This is a genomic window from Pseudomonas sp. H9 (assembly GCF_004353925.1).
In the GTDB taxonomy this organism is placed as follows: domain Bacteria; phylum Pseudomonadota; class Gammaproteobacteria; order Pseudomonadales; family Pseudomonadaceae; genus Aquipseudomonas.
Genome location: NZ_SMOK01000011.1, coordinates 525,295 through 545,073, shown reverse-complemented (window position 1 = coordinate 545,073; position 19,779 = coordinate 525,295). Strand labels below are relative to the sequence as shown.

Sequence of the window (19,779 nt, the reverse complement as noted above, 5' to 3'; positions counted from 1 at the left end):
CTGGGCCTGACGTTTCAAGACTGCGAGTGCCGCTTCTACGAATCACGGGTGTTGCAACGGCAATCATGATCTTGCCGTACCCGGGTGCGGCTCATGCTGCCATCTGGCAGTCCTCGGTAGCGGTGCCGACAACGGTGGAGTACGACAGCAACCCGCTGTTGCTGACGTCGGACGAGCAGGGTGTCACGCGTACGATCATCGCGCCTGACTACAGCCTTGTCGGGACTTACGACAGAGACGAGTTGCGCTTTGGCCTGGGCATGCACGTGCTGCGTTCCTCCGACACCGACATCGTCTCGGACCGTGAAGACCCCAACGTCAGCCTGGGCTGGCAGCGTAAAACCGAGCGAGGCGGTTACGGCCTGTTGGCGCAATACAACGAGAGCTCGACACTGTCGGGTGCCGTGCTGGACACCGGTGTGGTGACCACTGACGGCACGCAGAAACTGTATTCAGTGGCAGGCAACTGGAACACCGCGCTCACTGAACGGACCACGCTGGAGAATGAAACCCGTTACAGCCGCGCCCGTTATGACATCGATACGCTCACCGATTACACCGAGCTGTCGAGTGTGGTGACCTTGACCTACGCCTGGAGTGAACGCACCTCGTTCTTCACCGGCATTGGCGTCAGGCGCTATGAGCCAGACGATGACAGTACCTCGTCTGCGGTGAACAACTACACCCCAACGGTTGGGGTGAAGTACCAGTTTTCCGAGCGCCTGGAAGGGGTTGCGCATGTGGGCATGAACAAAGCTTCCGGTGATGACGGCGGTAGCCGGGGCGAAGGCGGGCTTTCATTGCGTTACCTCGGCGATCGCGCCGATGCCACGCTCAGTGCAGAACGCAGCACTGTTGCCAACGCCGAGGGCGGTTTCGCCGAAATCGATCAGGTGCGTGGTATCTGGAGTTATGCGGTAAACGAGACCAGTCGCGTGGGCCTCGAAGCTTCATGGCAAGACAGTAAAGGGCAAACGCCCAATACCTTGCAGACGTACAGCGTATGGGCCAGCCGCGAACTCTCGCCTTTTTGGGATGTGCGCCTATCGTTGATGTACAAGGAACGCCAGCAAGACGGCTTACCCGATGCTGTAGGTACCATCGTTGGATTAACGCTGACCTACAGACTTCCCGACCTCTGAATATCGGCAGTGTGGCCTCTATGAAATCTGAATACGAGATGTCCCTCAACGATTACATAGCCATTATCAAGGACCGAGCCCTGCTGTTGGGTTTGAGCATCGTGGTCATTCTCGCGGTGACCGTGGTCGTCGCGGTCACCGTCCCGCCCATCTACCAATCGACGGGCACCATTCTGGTGGAATCACAGCAGATTTCTCCGGAGCTGGTGTCGGCAGGCAACAACACCTTTGCTGACGAGCGCATCGAAGTCATTCGCCAGCGCGTCATGACCCGCGAAAACTTGCTGCGCATCATCGACAAATACGACCTGTTTGCGGACAAAGGCAGGCGCTTCAGCGAGTCGGACAAAATCGACCTGATGCGTAACTCGATTGTCGTCGCCACGCTGAGCACCTACGTGAAAGGGCGGGGGGAGGCGACGGTGGCGTTCAATGTGTCGTTCGAGCACAAGCGCCCGGAAGTGGCCAAGGAAGTGGCCAACGAACTGGTTACCCTGTTCCTCAATGAAAACCTCAAGCAACGCACTGAGCGGGCCAATGAAACCACGGTGTTCCTGACCCAGGAAGCCAACAAGCTCGGTGCCGAACTGGCCAGCCTGGAAAACCAGCTGGCCGACTTCAAACAGACCCATGCCAATGCCTTGCCCGAGCACCAGGCGTTGCGCATGAGCATGTTGTCGCGTTCAGAGCTGGAGTTCCGGGAAGTCGATCGTGACTACAAAACCGCGCAAGAGGAACTGCGCTATCTGGAGCTGGAGTTGTCGGCGGCCAATTCCGGGCTGACCACCAAGGCCGAGAGCGTCAGGGGCACGCCTGCCGACTTGCCGCAAGACCTGCCAAGCCTCAAGGCGGAGTACGCGCGCCTGCTGACCAAATACAAGGATGCGCACCCGGACGTAATTGCGGTCAAACGCAAGATCGAAGCGCTCGAAGCGACCGGTGGCCGTACGCTCGGCGCGTCAACGGTCAGCCTCGACGTTGCCCGGGTCAGAACCCGGATCGGAGCTGCGCAGGAACGCATCGCTTCGCTGGCTGAGCAAAAGCGCGAGCTGGTGAAGAAGATGGAAGGGTACGAGGCCGAAATCCTTCAGGCACCACAGGTCGAGCGCGGTCTGGTGACCTTGATGCGCGATCACGACAATGCGCGCAAAAAGTATGAAGAGATCCGCGCCAAGGAAATGGGCGCGAAAATTACCGAAAGCCTGGAGCAGGAGAACAAGGCCGAGCGCTTTGTGCTGCTGGAGCCACCGCTGATGCCTGAAAAACCAGTGAAGCCCAACCGCAAGAAAATTGTTGCCCTAGGCCTGGTGCTTGCACCCGCCGGTGCTGGCGCGCTGGTGATGTTGCTGGAAATGTTGAAGTCGCGCGTTCGCGGCGTGGGCGCCCTGGAGAGCGTGCTGGGTAAACGGGTGCTGGTTGCCATTCCGTATATTTCGACCCAGGCGGAACTGGCGCAGCGCAAGAAATGGCGCAAGCTGATGGTCGTCGCCGCGCTGGTGCTGGTTGCGATCATGTTGGTGATCCTGCACATGTTCTACATGCCGTTGGATCTTCTGCTATTTAAAGCATTGGCTCGGTTTCAATAGGGACAGTAGCGATGGACAGGATCACACCGGCGATTGGCAAGAACATTCATCAGGTTACCTCCGTTGCCGCGGAGGTGCCGCAGGCGGCGCCTGCGAGTGAGCAGCCTGAAGTATTGGGGCAGTTCGATTACGTGAAAACCCGGGTCGTGCCGTTGCGCGCCGAGCACCTGGAGCGCAATCGAATCGTCGCGTTCAACAAGAACTCGAACATGAGTTGGGCCTTTGACCTGTTACGCACGCAGGTGCTGCAGACCATGGAAGAGAACGGCTGGCGAACCCTGGCCATTACCTCGCCAACGCCTGAAGCAGGCAAGACGGTGCTGGCGATCAACCTGGCCATGAGCATTGCTCATCACACCACCAAGACCGCACTGCTGGTGGATTTCGACCTGCGCCGCCCTAGGGTGGGTGCAAGCCTGGGGTTGCCGATGGACAAGTCGCTCAATGAGCTACTGGCCAGCAAAGCCGGGCTGGAAGAGGTGCTGGTCAATCCAACGCTACCACGCTTTGTGGTGTTGCCGACGCGTGAGCCTGTGCCGTTGTCGACTGAGGTGTTGTCTTCGCCCAAGGTCAACAGCCTGATCAGCGATTTGCGTGAGCGCTACGACTCGCGGATCTGCATATTCGATCTGCCGCCTTTGTTGAGTTCCGACGATGCCATGACTGTGCTGCCCAAATTCGATTGTGTGCTGCTGGTGGTGGCGAACGGTGTGAACAATAAGAAAGAGATCGAAGATTGCTTGTATCACCTGGCAGGTTGCAATGTGATCGGCACGGTGTTGAACAAGGCTGAGGTGCAAGTGCGCTCCTACTACTGAGAGGCTGCACAAGTACCGGTGGGAGCGGGCTTGCCCCGCGATGCGATGTGCCTGACAGCCCGCAATCGCGGGGCAAGCCCGCCCCCACCGGTGTTAATGCCAGGGGTATTTCAGTTCCCAGCGCCAAGCGTGCGCAACGATCTGTTCAAGGGACGCAAATCGCGGTTGCCAGCCCAATATGGCCTTGGCTTTGCTGGCATCGGCCACCAACCTGGGCGGGTCGCCAGCACGGCGCGGAGCATCGCTGACAACGATCTGGCAGCCTGTCACACTGCACGCGGCATCGATCACTTGCTGCACCGAAAAGCCCTGGCCATTACCAAGGTTGAAGCAGGTACTTGCGCCACCCGCCAGTAAGTAATCCACGGCCAGCGAGTGCGCTGACACCAGGTCGGCGACGTGGATGTAGTCACGGATACAGGTACCGTCGGGCGTTGCGTAATCACGACCAAACACAGTGATCGACGCACGACGGCCAGACGCGGCTTGCAGAATCAGCGGCAACAGGTGTGTCTCTGGTTCGTGGCATTCGCCCAATTGCCCCTCAGGGTCTGCACCCGCGGCGTTGAAGTAGCGCAAACACACCGACTTCAGCCCGTGCGCATGGTCAAAATCCTCAAGCATCTGCTCCACCATCCATTTGCTGCGCCCGTAAGGGTTGATGGGGGCCTTGGGGTGCGCTTCGTCGATGGGGACATACTGCGGGTCGCCATAGACTGCTGCAGTGGAGGAGAAGATCAGTCGGCTGATCCCGGCACGCACCATGGCCTGCAGCAAGGTCAGCGTGGCCGCCACGTTATTCTGATAGTACTTGCCCGGGTCTGTGACCGACTCGCCGACTTGGATGAACGAGGCAAAATGAAAAACCGCATCGAACGGGTATTCGGCGAATAACGCATCGAGGGCGTGGGCGTCAGCGATGTTCAGCTCGACCCATTTGATGTGAGGGCCCGTGGGGCAGGTGTCGGCAACCACCACTTCGTGGCCGGTGTCCATGAGGTGCTTGACCATGTGCGAGCCGATATAGCCTGCACCGCCGATAACCAAAAACTTCATCCAACCCTCCTGGAATCTGTCGAGGTACAGGCGCCGTGTGGCGTCTGTGGGCAATCGTCCCTATAAATCGGGTGGTATATCTGTGTGCTGCCGAGCGTGATGAAGCGGTAACGGTACAGGCTTATCCAGAGGGTAGAAGGCGAAATGCCCTATTTCAAGAACAGCCAATTCGACATGCGTTGCGGGTCGAAGCTGATGCGGTAGTGCCCATCCTGATAGGTCGTCGGATGTTCTTCGAGTTGCCCTTGGCGGCTACGGCTGAACAGTTTCAAGCCCGACGGCGCCTTGAGGGTCAGCGTGCCGTCAAGAGGTTCGACGAAGAACGGCGTATTGCCATTTTCTTTGGGGATGGCCCGGGTGCCGAGGGAGATCAGCAGATCGCGCGATTGTCCCAGCGGCTTGGCATCCAGTGATTGCACCACGACACTGGCATAGGGTGTTTTCACCTGGACCTGAATGTCGCTGAGTGCGACCTGCTTACCGCCGAGCCAGCCGGTCGCAGCTTGTGTCAGCGGGGTGTCGATGGTGTAAAGGCCCTGCTGCCAGTTGCGTGTAAGCTCGCCAGTATCGACCGTCGATTCACTGGCGTTCGCAGCCAGCAGGGAATGGTCCGGGTCTGTGAATGTCTGCGCTGTGGCGGCGATGGTGCTCGGTTTGAGCCACGGCAGTTGCGCGGTAGCAGGCATGGCGATCTGCAGCTTGCCTTTTTCCATGGCAGTGCGCAGCAGCACCGAACTGCTCGGAGTGATCTCGCGGTTGAACAGGGTTTCGGCTGTCGGGGTGAACACGTATTGGCTCGTCGCTTCATGCACATCGCCGCGGCGATAAAGCAAGGCGGCGGCGGGCAGGGTGGCCAGCAGCGCCGGGTCGTTGTAGGCGTGCCAGTTGCTCGCCGACACGTACTCGCTGGCGAAGGTTTCCTGGCTGTAGGCGTATTGCATCAAGGCGTCCCAGCCTTGATGGCTGGCGGTACCGGCAACATACAGCGGCAGTGAGTGGCGGTCCGGGGTCGGGAAGGGTTCGGCGTTCCACTCGGTGACGGTCATGGGCATGCCGGCCACCTGCGCAGCCGCCAGCCAGTTGATCATGCCATCGCTGCTCAATGGATTCTTCTCTAACTGCCCTGTACCACCGTAGCTGTGGGCATCAATGACGTCGCCAGCGGTCAGTGCCGGTAACGAACTCAAGCCATTACCGCCCCAGGTACTGGTGGTGGCAATAGGCACCTTGACTCCCAGGGTGCGCAGGTGCTCGATCATATCGACGTTGAAGCGCCGTTCTAGGTCGTTGAGAAACAGTTTCGATGGGCCGTGCTCCCAGGAACGCCAGGTTTGCTCGGCGGGCAGATCATGGCGGGCGGCAAAGGCCTTGGCCTCGCTCATGTACAGGCGGTTATGTTTGGGCACGCCTTTGTCGGGCAACAGGGCGTTGCCGAAGTGATGGGTGATGTCGTTCTCGTTGGTGATCAATACGGCAGCAATCGCCGGATCGTCCTTGTAGGCCAGGCCGGTGTAGGCGTTCACATGGGTCAGGTAATCCTCGGTGAAGCGCTTCATCGCTTGCTGGAGGGTAATGTTCACATAGTTATAGCCTTTGAGCTCAACCCGTTTGACTTCGTCTTTGTCGTCGCCCTTGCCGTTTGCCTTCACCAGCTCATCGAAGCCGTAGATGTTGTCGTTTTCGGTCAGTGAACGCTGTACATGCATGTCCAGCCAGACGTAAATGCCTTCGTCTTTGAGGCATTTGATCCACCAGTCGATCTTGCGCAGTGCCTCTGCATCCAGGCGCTGGGTGTCGTGGATGACCTGACCGTCGCCAAAGATGTTCGGCAGCACCCAGGCCGAGTCGTGATGGTGCAAGCGCACGAGGTTGAAGCCCAGTGCCGAGAGGCGCTTGGCTTGTTGTTTGATTTCCTCGTCGGAGCTACGGAAGATCGCGTAGGCCGACAGGTTGGTGCCCCAGAACCGTGCCGGTGTGTTGTCGGCAAACTGCAGTTGCTCACCATTGGCTTTGACAAAGCCGCGTTTGCCTGCCGGCTTTTCGGCGGCATTGAGAAACGACAGATCGACCGGCGAGGTGCGCCAGTCGACCTGGTCAACAGGCCATGAACTGGGGGTGGCCAGGCCGAAGCGTTCGCTGACCGTTGGGGTCAGGGCTACATCGCCGGTCAGGCTCAACACCGCTTTGGTCTGCTGGCGGCCGGCGGCAATGCTGTCTTTGTAGAAAAATGCGCGCACTTCATCGGTGTTGCCGCGTTCGAAGTAGACCTTTGCCAGCGGTGGCTCGAAGCGCATCTCGATGCGCGGGCCTTGCGGATTTTTACCCCACGACCAGCCGCGGTTGTCAGGCAGTAGCACCGGGTCGCCCATTTCGCCGGCGATCAAGCTGGGTTCGAAATTGAAGACGATGCCGCCGCCGATGATGCCGCTTTTCTGGCTATGGGCGTTGAGGTCGAAATTCCAGGTCATGGTCTGGGCCGTTGATTTCTGGATGTCGGCGCTCAGATCGAATGCCAGGGATTGGTTGCTGCCTGCAAGGCTGTAGTGGAAAGGGCCCTCGACCTTGACCGTGACGGGCATCCACGTCCACGACCAGTCGGCGCCCCAAAAGTCGAAGGTCGACACCATCGCCGGGCCGCCGCCGTGCGTGAGGGTCGGCAGGCCATTGCGTTCTTCGACGCTGGCGGCCCAGTCTGTTGCCGCGCTGGTCCATGACAGCAGCATCAGGCTAACGAGTGCCGAGGTGCGCATGAAGGTGCGCACAGAGAGTCCGTTCATTGGCATTACCTGGGTTGAAGGGCGGCATGGGCAACGTCTGTTGCGTGGCTGTGCCTGAGTGTGCGGACCATCTGGGCATAGGCCACGCCCAGCCCGCCGATCGACCAGTACACCACGGGAATCACGGTGATGCTGCTGACGGTGAAAATAATCACCATGATCCCGATCAGGGTGGCCAGCAACGCACGCCCGAGCTGTCGTTGTTCGGCTTCTTTGTCGGGAAACAGCAGCATGTTCTTGCGGATCGCCAGCAGGATACTGACGAAGAACGCCACGAACAGCGTCATGCCCACCAGGCCGATGCGCAGCGCCAGGCCGATGTAGGTGTTGACGATGTCGATAATGCCGCCACCTTGAATCATCGATTGCATTTCCGGGGTGTTGCGAAAATCGAACGTGCCGAATAGTGGATTGCGCTGGATGACAATCCACGCATTGTCGAGCAAACGCTCCCGGTAGGTGATATTGCCCTTCTCAAGGTTGCCAATGAACGGCAACAGGTCGAGGACCTTGTCGCCGCCAGGCAGCACGCTCAGCAGCGGCAGCGAGAGCATGCCGACCAGCGCCAGCAGGCCCAGGCGCTTGACGGCGCGTTTGCCGGTGGCGATGAAGATGACAACGATGATGGCTGCGCCGATCCAGGGCCCGCGCGACAAGGGGACGATCAACCCCGCGGCCAGCAACAGGGCGCCGAGGAGTCGATTCAGGGGATTGCGCACGTAGCCCTGCACAAACAGGAACAAGCCAATCGCCACGCTCATTACGTAACCGAGGACAATGGCCTGCCCGGTGGTGGCGCTGGCACGCAAGGAGCCGCCGCGGCTCAAGTAGCCAGACATCTCCCATTGCACACCCATGGCTTCGAGCAGCCCGTTGTACAGCAGCCAATGGCGCATGAACTCGGCAACGCCGATCAGCGCGAGCACGAACGAAGCGAGCACGAACGCCAGCATGGCGTCCTTGAAGTCGCTCATGGTTTTCAGGGCGCGGCTGGCGACGTAGTACGGCAGGAACACATCGACATACAGGTACAACACCTGGCGCAAGGTGTCGGTGACCGAGGTGTCGCGCAGGTACAACAGGATCATCAATACCAGGCTGGCGGCCAGGATGCGATCAGGCCAGGTACGGCCGAACGACAGGGTATCGCTTTGCCTGCGCAAGCTCAGCGCGACCGGCAGCAACACACATAGGGTCAGCAGCCGAATGTGGTTCACGTCCACCAGGTAGTTGATTACGCCGAAACCGGAGACCGGCACCATGGCGGGCGGAATGAGAAACAGCAGCATGAAGAACAGCGCCATGGGGTTGCGTTCGCGGCGCCGGGCCAGTGTCAGCAGGACCGTGGCGGCCGCAGCATATACCCAGAAGTTGTGCGAAAAAAACGCCACGAGGGTCAAGGCGAACCATAAATTGCGCCGTCGCTTGAAGTCGCTGTAGGCCATCAGGTCGGTTGCCGGCCGCCGCGCCAGGGCAAAGACCACGCCAGCCACAAACACAATAACGATCAGCGCACGTAAATGTTCAGGCATCGGCTATGGGCACCTATCCATGGGTGGATGACGGCTAGCATCATGGCTAAATGAAACTATAGTGACTTCTAGCCATTCAGTCAGGGATTGATTACATGACGGCGATTGATGTGTCAGCTCCTACCAGCCTTCGCAAGCGCGCCATCGGCGCAGGGGTCTGGAACCTGATTTCGCTGGTGGCGTCGCAAGCGATGCGCCTGGGCGGCAACCTGATCATAGCCCGGCTACTGGTACCGGAAATGTTCGGGGTGATGGTCATCGCCACCACCTTGCTGGTACTCCTGCACTTGTTGTCCGATGTGGGCTTGCGACAAAACATCATCCAGAGCCAGCGTGGTGATGACCCGCTGTTCCTCAACACCGCCTGGACGGTACAGCTGGTGCGCAGCGTTGTACTGTTTGCCGTGGTGCTGTTGATCGCTCTGGGGGTTTGGCTGGCCCAGGTCGCGCAACTGTGGCCCGCAGACTCGACCTACGCGGCCCCCGAACTGCCGTTGGTCATGGCGATCACCGGCGTGTCGGCCATCATCTCCGGGTTCCAATCAACAAACATAGACGTCGCCGTACGTTCTTTCCAACTCAAGCGCGTGGTGTTGATCGAGCTGTCGTCGCAGTTCGCCGGCCTGGTGGCCATGCTGGTGATCGGTTACTTGACCCGCTCGATCTGGGCGTTGGTGGTCGCTGGCCTGGTCGCGGCGCTGATCGGCACCGTTCTTAGCCACACCGCGCTGCAAGGGCCGGGAAACCGCATCCACTGGGATCGATCCGCTGCCACCGAACTGGTTGCGTTTGGTCGTTGGATCCTGCTGTCGTCGATTGTCGGGGTGTTGGCGATGTACGGCGACCGGATCGTCTTCGGCGCCAGCATGACGGCGGCGGAGCTGGGCGTGTATTCCATTGCCATCCTGATTCTAAGCTCGATTCAGATGGGGCTGATGAGGTTGGTGGTGGGGGTATCCTTGCCGGTGTTCAGCGAAGCGGCGAGGGAAGGGGACAGCGAGCGCCTGAAAAACCTCTACCATCGATTCAGGCTGTTGGCTGACTTGGGCCTGTTGTTCATTGGTGGCGTGTTCCTGACTGCAAGCCCGATGCTCATCGGCTGGTTATATGATGAACGCTACGCTGGCGCCGGGCCGATGCTGGCTATACTGTCGTTATCGTTCTTCACCTTGCGCTATACCTTGGCCCATCAAGTCTGGATTGCCTTGGGACACACCAAGTACCAGGCCATGGATAACGTGATCCGGCTGGTTTCGTTGTGGGTATTGCTACCGCTGTTGCTGAGCATAGGGGGGGTGGACCTGGCGATCTGGGGCGTGGCGTTGCATACCTTCCCGACGCTGGTTCTGATTGTTTACGTCAACTGCAAACTCGGGTTTTTCGACCTCAAGCGTGAACTTCTCGTGCTGCCGATGATGGCGGTCGGCGCACTGTGTGGTCTGTTGGCGACGCGCTTTTATGAATGGCTGTGAATGACGTTGATGTCTTGATAACTAGAACGGCATAGGTCTTGAGATCATGGGGAAGCTGCAGTTTTGTACTCCGTTGTTGGGTCGCAGGGGCTTTCTGGGCCGGTGTGTGTTGTTGAGTGTAGGGGGGGCAGTGTTTGGCTTGTCCGGCGAGGCTGCGCGCAAACCGGCTGCACCTGAACCCGCCGGGTTTGTCATGATCAACGGTTGGGTGCTACCCACTGAGCATTTTCGGAAAGCCCAGGCATGATCAAGGACTATCAGGCGCAAAAAGCCCTGCGTGACAGCTATGACGTGTGTATCGTCGGTGCCGGGCCGGCCGGTATCACCCTGGCTTTGCAGCTCGCACAGGCCGGCTGGCAGGTGGTGCTGATCGAGGGCGGTGGGCACGAATACACGTCGGATTCGCAAGCGCTCTATGAGTGCTCATCGACGGGTATCGATATGTTTCCCCACGAGACGCGTTTGCGCTATCTGGGCGGTACCTCCAACCACTGGGCCGGTCGCTGCCGTCCGTTTGAAGCGTCTGACTTTGCCGTTCCTCCGCCCGGTGACCTGCCAGGCTGGCCGATTGACTACGCGCAGATCGAGCGCTATTTGCCCGCGGCCATGGCGATTGTCGACTTACCGCAAGGCGCCGACTTCAAAGCGATCAACGTCGGTCTCAACGGCGGCGAATTCGATGCTGACCGCTTCCTGCTCAGCCCACCGACGCGTTTCGCCCAGAAGTATGCAACGGCACTTGAGCAGACGCCGGGGCTGGATGTTTTCATCAATTGCAATTGCGTCGACCTGCAGTTCGATGATGCATCAGGCCACCTGAAGCATGTGGTGGTGTCTGACTACGATCTCAATCGTGAGCCGCTTCATGCCAGCCATTTCGTGTTGGCTACCGGTGCCATCGAAAATGCCCGCCAACTGCTCAACAGCGAATCGCTGCTGGACGCCGGTGTCATCAGCAAGGACGGGCTGGTCGGTGGGTGTTTCATGGAGCACCTGAACATCGACATGGGCACCTTTATCCTGAGCCGCGGCCAAAACACCGAGACGCGCCAGTACTTCACCAGCGATGCCTTTGTCGCGGAGTACCAGGCGGGCAAAGGCAATGTCCTGGCGGAGGTGTTGTCGGACGTTCGAACCTACGGCAGAACCGCGCAAGTGAAAAACTTCCTGGAAAACCTCGCCTGCGAAATGGGCGTTGCCAGCAAGATCGAATTCATCGCCAAGTTCAGTTGCCCGGGCGACGGCGTGCTCAGCACGCTGATCGAGCAGTTCCCCAGCCTGCAAAGCCGCGTTTCGCTGCTCGACGAGAAAGACGCACTGGGTGTGGCCAAGGTCAACGTCCATTGGGCGCTCAGTGCCGGTGACCGACACACCATCAAGTGCATTGGCAGTGAGCTGGCCAAGCAGTTTGCTGCGATGGGGTTGGGATTCGTCAAGCTCAACGACTTTGTCTACGACACCGAAGTCCCCCTGAAAATGGCGCCCCATGCCCACCACATGGGTACTACGCGGATGGCCGCCTTGGCGGAGCACGGTGTGGTCGACCCTGACTGTAAGGTGTTTGGCACCGAGAACCTGTATGTCGCCGGGAGCAGCATTTTTGCTACCGGTGGCGCCTCGAACCCGACCATGCCGCTGCTGCAGTTCGCGTTGCGCCTGGCCGATCACCTTAACGACAAGATGAAGGCGGCAAACAGCCAGGCGGTGTGAGTTGTCGTGCGGGAACAGGCTGCTGGTGTGACGTGCCAGCAGTCGCACGGTAGTAACGGGTGAGTGCAATCGGTCAGCACCAACAAGAATGAGACCGGATGCAACTCAGGGACAGTCCAGCGTCGCTTTACTTGTGAGGGTAGCAGTATGTTTGGATGGATTCGGAGCGCAATGACGCAGTATGTCTACTCAACTGGGCGAGGAGGCTCAACATACAAGAAGTTCTGCAACCCTGATGCGGGTGAATGGGGTAAGTACCTAAGCCGCTGGGGCAATTTTCACTCGGTGGGCGTCAACGTTTTTATCAACCCCGGTTGCAACATTACCGACCCCAAGATGGTGCGTCTGGGTAATCAGGTCGGGTTGTCGGATTGCACCTTGATCGGTCACGACGCGGTCGTGCTCTTGCTTGGCTTTCTGTATGACAAGCACCTCGACTCGGTCGGCTATATCGATGTACGTGACAACTGTTATATCGGCCATGGGGCGATTGTCATGCCGCGCGTGACCATCGGGCCGAACTCGATTGTCGCCGCTGGCGCTATCGTCACTAAAGATGTGCCACCGGGTACCGTGGTCGCGGGTAACCCGGCCAAGGTCATCTGCAGCACCGATGACCTGCTCAAACGGGTTGAGGAGCGCTGCGAGGCCTACCCGTGGAAAGACTTACTCAAAGAACGCAAGGGTATCTTCGACCCTGAGCTGGAGCCGAAACTTGAGGCGTACAGACGCCAGTATTTTTTCGGGGAGTGAAATTATGCAGAGCAAGCCTGTCGATGTACTGGTCGTCAACTTCAATACTGCAGGGTTGCTGCAGCCCATGTTTGATGCGTTGCGCCAGGCCAACGGCGAACAGTTGGCGAGCTATCTGGTGGTCGACAACGCGTCAGTCGACAACTCGCTGGAGCGTTTGGCGCAGGTGTGCCCCGAGGCCTTGCTGGTCAGCAACAAAAACAACGTTGGCTTTGGCCGTGCCAACAATCAGTTGCTCGACCACCTGAAAGGCAAGTACGCCTTATTGCTCAACACCGATGCCTTTGTCGCTGATGACACCCTGGCTAAAACCATCGCCTACATGGACGAACACCCGGAGTGCGGTGTGTTGGGTGTGCGCCTGGTCGGTCGCGAGGGTGACCTGCAGCCCTGCTGCCGCTATTTCCCGACACCGTTCAACATCTTTCTGTCGCGTACCGGGCTCGACCGCTTTTTCCCAGGGCTGCAAATGGTCGACGAAATGGACTGGGACCATGCTTCGGTCCGCGAATGCGACTGGCTGCCTGGCTGTTTCTATCTGGTGCGCCGCGAAGTACTCGACCAGGTTGGCCTGTTTGACCCGCGTTACTTCCTTTATTTCGAGGAAGTGGACCACTGCAAGCGGGTCAAGGAGGCGGGCTGGAAAGTGGTGTATTACCCGCACACCACTGTGGTGCACATCGGTGGAGAGAGCTCCAAGTCAGTGACTGAACTGGAGGCGGCCAGCCGCCAGATCTCGACCTATCAAATCGAAAGCGAGCTGTTGTACTTCCGTAAGCATCACGGCCTGTCCGGGCTGTTGCTGCATATGTTTCTGGTGAGCCTGGGCGATCTGGTGCTGGCCCTCAAAGCCCTGCTGAAAGGGCGAGGTTGGGGGGCTATCAAGGCCTGTTGGCGGCACAGCCGCACGACCTGGTCACTGTTGTTCGCTACCCGATTTGCCAGCCAACCCACACGGTAGGTGAAGCCATGTTCGAAAATATACGGGCGGACTTGCGGGCACACGGTGGTGATTGGGGCGCCCAGGGGTTCTGGGCGTTGATGGTGTACCGCTTCGGGCGCTGGCGCTACGGCGTGCGGCCGGCATTACTGCGCAAATTGTGCTCGGTGGTCTACAAAGTACTGTTCAAGTTCGTGCAGATCATCACCGGCATTGAATTGCCGTGTGAGGTGGAGATTGGCCGTAACTTCGTCATCGATCATTTTGGCGGCATCGTCATCAGCGGCTATGCAAAGTTCGGCGATGACTGCCGTATCCGCAATGGCGTGGTGGTTGGCCTGAAAAATGTGAGCGAGCCGATCGCGCCGGTGTTCGGCAACAACGTCGACATTGGCGCCGGGGCCAAAGTGCTGGGCAACATTCGTATTGGTAACAATGTGGTGATCGGCTCCAACGCGGTGGTGTTGATCGATGTGCCGGATAACGCGCTGGCGGTGGGCGTGCCAGCAACGATCAAGACGAAAAAACACAGCGAAGCAGTGCAGTACTCATGAGCCAGCTGATGGGGCGTAGGCTCTGTATGAAAAGTTTTGAGACGAAGGTCAGGCAAGGCGAAAACAGCCGAGGAAGCGGAGTTTACGGGTTGTAAATGAGCATTCCGAGGCTGTTTTCAACGCAGCATCACCGAGTATCAAGGCTTTTCGTATAGAGCCTAGAGGTGCATGGGTTGTTCCGTTGAACACGGTCGAGTGAGGCACAGGGTGACAGGCATCGGCGTGGTGGTGATTGGTCGTAACGAAGGCCAGCGGCTGGAGCGCTGCCTGTCGTCGTTGGCGGGGCGCGCAGAGCAGCTGGTCTATGTGGACTCCGGTTCCACCGATGGCTCTGTGCAAATGGCACAGGCGCGTGGGGTGGAGGTAGTGTCATTGGACATGACCCAGCCATTTACCGCAGCGCGGGCGCGCAACGAAGGTTTCGCCTGTTTGCAACGGCTGTTGCCGACGATGCGTTATGTGCAGTTTGTCGACGGTGATTGTGAGGTTGCTGCGCACTGGCTTTCGACCGCACAAGCTTTTCTCGACGACCACCTGCAGGTTGCTGTGGTGTGCGGGCGGCGCCGTGAGCGTTTTCCTCAACGTTCGATTTACAACTTGTTGTGCGACCTGGAGTGGGACACACCAGTTGGCCAAGCCAAGGCCTGTGGCGGTGATGCGCTGATGCGTGCCGAGGCTTTTGCGGCGCTGTCCGGGTTTCGTCCCGACCTGATCGCCGGCGAAGAGCCCGAGTTGTGCGTGCGCTTGCGTGCCAGTGGCTGGAAGGTCTGGCGCCTGGCCGATGAAATGACCCTGCATGATGCCGGGATGACGCGCTTCAGCCAGTGGTGGCAACGCAGCCTGCGCGCAGGTTATGCCTTCGCCGAAGGCGCGTTTCTGCATGGTGCAGCACCGGAACGGCATTGGCAGCGTGAGTCGCGTCGCGCCTGGCTGTGGGGCCTGGGCATCCCGTTGTTGACGCTGCTGGCGAGTGTGCTGCTGGGCGGTTGGGGGCTGCTGTTGCTGTTGATTTACCCGCTACAGACCGTGCGCCTTGCCCGTCGCGGTGGCCGGTCGGCGCGTGAGAACTGGCTACAGGCGGTGTTTTTGGTGCTGGGAAAATTCCCCGAAATGCTTGGGCAGGTGAAGTTCCTGTTGAATCGATTCGGTGCCGGCAAGGCGGTTTTGATCGAGTACAAGTGAGAGGCCTATGATTTATCGTTCGATAGCGAAAAGCGTGCTCACCTTGCACCCGGGCTACTCCCTGCGGGCGCTGAACAACAAGTTCAAACTGATGGTGTTGATCACCAAAGAGTGGTCCGACCTGACGGCCTTTATGCGGCGCATGTCGAACACGCTGGGTCGCGACGGCTTCGCCAAGCTCGGCACCGACAGCATTGGTGTGGTGCATTGGCCCTACATCAGCAAGCGCTGGAACGCCGATGAGCGGCTTGATGCAGTGGCATCGCATTATGAAGTGGTTGCCAGGCAATTTCCGCCCCTGTTGCTGTTGGGGCGTGAAGCGCGCCTGAGCCTCTGCGACCTGTCGCATTACTCCAGCGGTTGCACCTTGGTGCTGGACCGGCCGATCTGGTTTCAGCGCGAAGGCGAGTTGGTGCTCAATATCTTTCAAGGCGACCTGCGTGTGGCGTCTCTGGCCTTTACCCTGGGCCATACCGAGGCGCAACTGTGCCTGTTCATCGGTGCCGTACAAGGCATTCACAAAGGCATCGACAGTGAGCGCTCGCTGGCTATTTACCGCGACCTGACCAAGGACTTTGAAGGGCTGCGCCCCAGAAGTTTTCTGATCGAGGTGGTCAAGTGCATTGCCAGAACGCTGGGCGCGCAGCGCATCTACGCCGTCGGTGATGCTTACCGTCATCACCGCCATCACTACTTTGGCGTTGAAAAGGCTCAGGAACTTACCGCCAATTACGACGCCATCTGGCAGGAACATGGCGCCACGCCTTCGTCGCTTGAGGACTTTTTTGCCTTTCCCCTGACGCCATCCATGCGCTCGCTGGACGACATCGCGCCGAAAAAACGAGCGATGTACCGCAGGCGCCAGGCTTTGCTGGAGGACGTGTTCGCCCATATCGAGACGGCGCTGTCGGCCACTGAAAAACAACAAAAATCGGCCTGAGTCAGGCCAGGCCATTCATTTCGCGGGTATTCAGGTTCCTATGCGTATCACCTATTTCATCAATCAGTACCCCAAGGTCAGCCATAGCTTCATTCGCCGCGAAATTCTGGCGTTGGAGCGCCAGGGCGCCGAGATTCAACGCATTGCGTTACGGGGCTGGGACGCCGATTTACACGACGCCGAAGACCTGGCCGAACGGGACAAAACCCGCTATGTGCTGCAAGGCGGCGTTAAAGGCTTGCTCAAGCCCATGCTGCAGGTGGCACGTGCACAGCCGCGGCGTTTTTTCTCCACCCTGTGGCTGGCCCTGCGCATGGGCCTGCGGGCGGATCGTTCGTGGCCTTATCACCTGGTGTATGTGGCCGAAGCGTGTCGTGTGTTGCAGTGGATGCAAGCGTTTGGTGCTGAGCATGTGCATGCGCATTTCGGCACCAACTCCACGGAGGTGGTCATGTTGGCTAACGCATTGGGCGGGCCGAACTACAGCTTTACCGTACATGGCCCTGAAGAGTTCGATAAACCGCAGTTCCTGTACCTGGGGGAGAAAGTCCAACGCGCAGCGTTTGTCGCTGCGGTCAGCTCCTACGGGCGCAGTCAGCTGTTTCGCTGGGTCGACCACGGGCACTGGCCAAAAGTCAAAGTCGTGCATTGTGGCCTGGAGCCTTCGTTCCACCAGGTCGATGCGGTGGCCGCACCCGCCGCGCCGCGGTTGGTGTGCGTCGGGCGCTTATGTGAGCAGAAAGGCCAACTGTTGCTGGTGGAGGCTGCACGCAGGCTGGCAGCGCAAGGCGTGCCGTTCGAGATCGTGCTGGCGGGCGATGGCGAAATGCGCGCAGACATCGAGGCGCTGATCGCCCAGCACGGCTTGCAGGCACAGGTGCGCATTACCGGCTGGATCAGCAGCGCTCAGGTCCGTGAGGAAATGCTCGCGGCGCGGGCCCTGGTGCTGCCGAGTTTTGCCGAGGGGCTCCCGGTGGTGATCATGGAAGCCATGGCCTTGCGTCGCCCAGTGCTGACAACTTACGTGGCTGGCATTCCCGAGTTGGTACGTCAGGGCGAAAGTGGCTGGTTGTTTCCAGCCGGGGCCGTGGAGGAGCTGGCTGCGGCCATGGCCGACTGTCTCGCGCAGCCGGTCGAGGCGCTTCAGCGTATGGGCGAGGCGGCGTATCAACGCGTGCTGCAACGACACGATATCGACACCGAAGCGGCCAAGCTGGCCAGCTACTTCAAGGCATCGGTATGTTGAGCCTGCTGGGGTGGTTGCTAAGTGCGCTGGTAGTGTTGGCGTTGGTGCCGGTACTGGTGCTGTTCGCTCAGGTGCTGCTGGCTTGCCTGCCTGCACCAGCTCTTGCGCCTTTGAACGGCACACGCCCGCGTGTGGCAGTGTTGGTGCCGGCCCACAACGAGTCCTCGATCATCAGCGCGACGCTCGCCAATTTGCGCGGGCAGTTGCATGAACAGGACCGGCTGTTGGTGGTGGCAGACAACTGTGATGACGACACCGCCGCGCTGGCCCGCATGGCGGGCGCCGAGGTGGTGGAGCGCTGTCATGCACAGTTGCGCGGCAAAGGTTATGCGCTGGACTTCGGGGTGCGGCACCTGGCGGCCGATGCACCGCAGGTAGTGATTATCGTCGATGCCGATTGCCTGGCAGGCGAGGGCGCCATTGACCTGCTGGCGCGCCGCTGCATCGAGGCCGAGCGTCCGGTGCAAGCGCTTTACTTGATGCGTGCGCCGCACGGCGCCGGGCTGAAAGTGCAGATCGCCGAGTTCGCCTGGCGGGTGAAAAACCTTGTACGGCCACGGGGTTGGGCGCGGTTGGGGTTGCCTTGCCAACTGATGGGCTCGGGCATGGCGTTCGTCTGGCGCGACCTGGCATTGGCCGACCTGGCCAATGGTCATCTGGTCGAGGACTTGAAGCTGGGCCTGGACTTCTGTCGCAGCGGTAAACCGCCGCTGTTTTGTCCGCAGGCCGAGGTGGTGAGCTACTTTCCAGGCACTGATGAAGGGCTGAGCAGCCAGCGTAAGCGTTGGGAGCATGGCCATCTTGGGGTGTTGCTGGCCGACGTGCCGGCACTGCTCGGGGCCTCGCTGGCCCGGCGTGACCTGAAGTTGCTGGCCATGACCCTGGACCTGCTGGTGCCGCCATTGGCGTTGTTGACCCTGGCCCTGGTGGCCCTGTTCAGTGTGGCGTGGCTGGCAATGCTGCTGTTTAAACTGTGGCTGCCTGCGTTGCTTGCAACGCTCACCATGGCACTGCTGGGCGCTGCCGTGCTGCTCGCTTGGCATCGGTTTGCACGCGAGCTGATCGCGTTTTCCGTGTTGATGTATGCACCGCTGTATGCGGTGAAAAAGATCCCTCTTTATTTAGGCTTTTTGATCAAGCGCCAGGTGGAATGGGTGCGTTCGAAACGGGATGACCGCTAATGGGCGATGTGGCTTCACAAAACAGCTGGAAAACCATCATCGGCAAGCTGCGAGTGGTGCATGACGACCGCGATGAGCACGGGCTGATTGCGGCGTTGTCTGCACCGCAAGCGGCAACCGTACTGGGCTTCGTCAATGCCCATGCCATGAACCTGGTGGCCGCAGATGCTGACTATTGCAAGGCACTGAGCGCTGCCGACGTGTTGCTGCGCGATGGTTCGGGTATGGCCATTCTGTTTCGTCGCATTGGCCTGGCCCCCGGCTTGAACATGAACGGCACGGATTTCATCCCTAAGTTGCTGGCGGCGTTCAAGGGGCGGCGCGTGGCGTTCTGGGGCACACAGGAGCCGTTCCTGACTCAGGCTGTGCAGCACAGTGAGACCGTGTTCGGCGTGCAGGTGGTGTCCGTTCATCACGGCTTTGCCGAGGCCGAGGCCTATATCGACCTTGCCCGGCAACTGCAGCCAGCACTCATCGTGCTGGGGATGGGTATGCCCAAGCAGGAGGCCATTGCCGCCCAGCTCGCAGCTCAGGGCGGCCCATGCCTGATCGTGTGCGGCGGGGCCGTCCTGGATTTTCTTGGTGGCAAGGTCACGCGGGCACCGCGTTGGTTACGGCGCCTGGGCGGCGAGTGGCTGTTCCGGCTGTTGAAGGAGCCAAGGCGCTTGTTCATGCGCTACGTGGTGGGTAATCCACTGTTTTTGCTGCGCACGTTGTTCTGCAGCAAAGCGACGCTGGGCGCTGCGCAACGCAGTTCACGCAGCGTGTAAATCGGCCAAAATCAAGGGCAAGCGTGATTCGGACCGCCCATTCGGCAGGGTACTGCTACAGTGATATCAAACGCCCTGGCGCAGTGAAACTAGATCGGGCGAGCTACGTATCGATCTTTC

The 19,779-nt window shown here is 59.5% G+C and carries 16 protein-coding genes; 13 read left to right on the top strand and 3 right to left on the bottom strand.

The window, feature by feature from the left end; genetic code table 11:
• Positions 1-26 precede the first annotated feature (26 nt).
• Genes E1573_RS10310 through E1573_RS10300 form a run of 3 tightly spaced genes read left to right on the top strand, consistent with a single transcriptional unit; the run spans position 27 to position 3,546 of the window.
• Positions 27-1,142: a surface lipoprotein assembly modifier gene (locus tag E1573_RS10310; RefSeq protein ID WP_133213221.1), complete on the top strand. Its 1,116-nt coding sequence runs from the start codon at positions 27-29 to the stop codon at positions 1,140-1,142.
• Between the two features lie 20 nt (positions 1,143-1,162).
• Positions 1,163-2,728 carry a Wzz/FepE/Etk N-terminal domain-containing protein gene (locus E1573_RS10305; RefSeq protein ID WP_133213219.1) on the top strand — a complete coding sequence of 522 codons (1,566 nt, stop codon included), beginning with the start codon at positions 1,163-1,165 and terminating at the stop codon, positions 2,726-2,728.
• A gap of 11 nt (positions 2,729-2,739) precedes the next feature.
• Positions 2,740-3,546: a CpsD/CapB family tyrosine-protein kinase gene (locus tag E1573_RS10300; RefSeq protein ID WP_133213217.1), complete on the top strand. Its 807-nt coding sequence runs from the start codon at positions 2,740-2,742 to the stop codon at positions 3,544-3,546.
• Between the two features lie 93 nt (positions 3,547-3,639).
• On the opposite strand, the gene galE is transcribed toward E1573_RS10300, so the two are convergent.
• The 3 genes from galE to E1573_RS10285 all read right to left on the bottom strand — a co-directional run bounded on the left by galE (position 3,640) and on the right by E1573_RS10285 (position 8,911).
• Complete coding sequence (gene galE, locus E1573_RS10295; RefSeq protein ID WP_133213215.1) at positions 3,640-4,602, bottom strand: UDP-glucose 4-epimerase GalE; 963 nt, start codon at positions 4,600-4,602, stop codon at positions 3,640-3,642.
• 149 nt (positions 4,603-4,751) lie between these two features.
• The gene (locus E1573_RS10290) at positions 4,752-7,379 is read right to left on the bottom strand and encodes a cellulase family glycosylhydrolase (RefSeq protein ID WP_133213213.1); all 2,628 of its coding nucleotides are present in this window, start codon (positions 7,377-7,379) and stop codon (positions 4,752-4,754) included.
• A gap of 5 nt (positions 7,380-7,384) precedes the next feature.
• Positions 7,385-8,911: an O-antigen ligase gene (locus E1573_RS10285; RefSeq protein WP_133213211.1), complete on the bottom strand. Its 1,527-nt coding sequence runs from the start codon at positions 8,909-8,911 to the stop codon at positions 7,385-7,387.
• Positions 8,912-9,006: 95 nt separating this feature from the next.
• Between E1573_RS10285 and E1573_RS10280 the strand changes: the two genes are divergently transcribed.
• From E1573_RS10280 to E1573_RS10230, 10 genes are all read left to right on the top strand, one after another.
• Complete coding sequence (locus E1573_RS10280) at positions 9,007-10,383, top strand: oligosaccharide flippase family protein (RefSeq protein ID WP_133213209.1); 1,377 nt, start codon at positions 9,007-9,009, stop codon at positions 10,381-10,383.
• A gap of 243 nt (positions 10,384-10,626) precedes the next feature.
• Positions 10,627-12,093, top strand: coding sequence for an FAD-dependent oxidoreductase (locus E1573_RS10270; protein ID WP_133213205.1), 1,467 nt, complete (start codon positions 10,627-10,629; stop codon positions 12,091-12,093).
• Positions 12,094-12,240: 147 nt separating this feature from the next.
• Positions 12,241-12,846, top strand: a complete 606-nt coding sequence (locus tag E1573_RS10265; protein ID WP_133213203.1) for an acyltransferase — start codon at positions 12,241-12,243, stop codon at positions 12,844-12,846.
• Positions 12,847-12,850: 4 nt separating this feature from the next.
• Positions 12,851-13,807 carry a glycosyltransferase family 2 protein gene (locus E1573_RS10260; RefSeq protein ID WP_133213201.1) on the top strand — a complete coding sequence of 319 codons (957 nt, stop codon included), beginning with the start codon at positions 12,851-12,853 and terminating at the stop codon, positions 13,805-13,807.
• Positions 13,808-13,815: 8 nt separating this feature from the next.
• A complete protein-coding gene (locus E1573_RS10255) occupies positions 13,816-14,340 on the top strand; it encodes a serine O-acetyltransferase (protein WP_133213199.1) in 525 nt (174 codons plus the stop codon).
• Positions 14,341-14,547: 207 nt separating this feature from the next.
• Complete coding sequence (locus tag E1573_RS10250; RefSeq protein WP_256659509.1) at positions 14,548-15,522, top strand: glycosyltransferase family 2 protein; 975 nt, start codon at positions 14,548-14,550, stop codon at positions 15,520-15,522.
• A 7-nt stretch (positions 15,523-15,529) separates the two neighbouring features.
• A complete protein-coding gene (locus E1573_RS10245) occupies positions 15,530-16,462 on the top strand; it encodes a DUF535 family protein (protein WP_133213195.1) in 933 nt (310 codons plus the stop codon).
• 40 nt (positions 16,463-16,502) lie between these two features.
• The gene (locus E1573_RS10240; RefSeq protein ID WP_133213193.1) at positions 16,503-17,708 is read left to right on the top strand and encodes a glycosyltransferase; all 1,206 of its coding nucleotides are present in this window, start codon (positions 16,503-16,505) and stop codon (positions 17,706-17,708) included.
• Positions 17,702-18,889 (top strand): glycosyltransferase family 2 protein, encoded by a 1,188-nt coding sequence (locus tag E1573_RS10235; protein ID WP_133213191.1) that lies wholly within the window; start codon positions 17,702-17,704, stop codon positions 18,887-18,889. Before E1573_RS10240 ends, E1573_RS10235 begins: the two co-directional genes overlap by 7 nt.
• Complete coding sequence (locus E1573_RS10230) at positions 18,889-19,659, top strand: WecB/TagA/CpsF family glycosyltransferase (protein WP_133213189.1); 771 nt, start codon at positions 18,889-18,891, stop codon at positions 19,657-19,659. Before E1573_RS10235 ends, E1573_RS10230 begins: the two co-directional genes overlap by 1 nt.
• Positions 19,660-19,779: the final 120 nt, after the last annotated feature.

Excerpts from the sequence above, each read along its gene's own strand:
- E1573_RS10305 (WP_133213219.1), top strand. The coding sequence starts at position 1,163 with ATGAAATCTGAATACGAGATGTCCCTCAACGATTACATAGCCATTATC.
- E1573_RS10300 (WP_133213217.1), top strand. The coding sequence starts at position 2,740 with ATGGACAGGATCACACCGGCGATTGGCAAGAACATTCATCAGGTTACC.
- galE (WP_133213215.1), bottom strand. The coding sequence starts at position 4,602 with ATGAAGTTTTTGGTTATCGGCGGTGCAGGCTATATCGGCTCGCACATG.
- E1573_RS10290 (WP_133213213.1), bottom strand. The coding sequence starts at position 7,379 with ATGAACGGACTCTCTGTGCGCACCTTCATGCGCACCTCGGCACTCGTT.
- E1573_RS10285 (WP_133213211.1), bottom strand. The coding sequence starts at position 8,911 with ATGCCTGAACATTTACGTGCGCTGATCGTTATTGTGTTTGTGGCTGGC.
- E1573_RS10280 (WP_133213209.1), top strand. The coding sequence starts at position 9,007 with ATGACGGCGATTGATGTGTCAGCTCCTACCAGCCTTCGCAAGCGCGCC.
- E1573_RS10270 (WP_133213205.1), top strand. The coding sequence starts at position 10,627 with ATGATCAAGGACTATCAGGCGCAAAAAGCCCTGCGTGACAGCTATGAC.
- E1573_RS10265 (WP_133213203.1), top strand. The coding sequence starts at position 12,241 with ATGTTTGGATGGATTCGGAGCGCAATGACGCAGTATGTCTACTCAACT.
- E1573_RS10260 (WP_133213201.1), top strand. The coding sequence starts at position 12,851 with ATGCAGAGCAAGCCTGTCGATGTACTGGTCGTCAACTTCAATACTGCA.
- E1573_RS10255 (WP_133213199.1), top strand. The coding sequence starts at position 13,816 with ATGTTCGAAAATATACGGGCGGACTTGCGGGCACACGGTGGTGATTGG.
- E1573_RS10245 (WP_133213195.1), top strand. The coding sequence starts at position 15,530 with ATGATTTATCGTTCGATAGCGAAAAGCGTGCTCACCTTGCACCCGGGC.
- E1573_RS10240 (WP_133213193.1), top strand. The coding sequence starts at position 16,503 with ATGCGTATCACCTATTTCATCAATCAGTACCCCAAGGTCAGCCATAGC.
- E1573_RS10235 (WP_133213191.1), top strand. The coding sequence starts at position 17,702 with ATGTTGAGCCTGCTGGGGTGGTTGCTAAGTGCGCTGGTAGTGTTGGCG.
- E1573_RS10230 (WP_133213189.1), top strand. The coding sequence starts at position 18,889 with ATGGGCGATGTGGCTTCACAAAACAGCTGGAAAACCATCATCGGCAAG.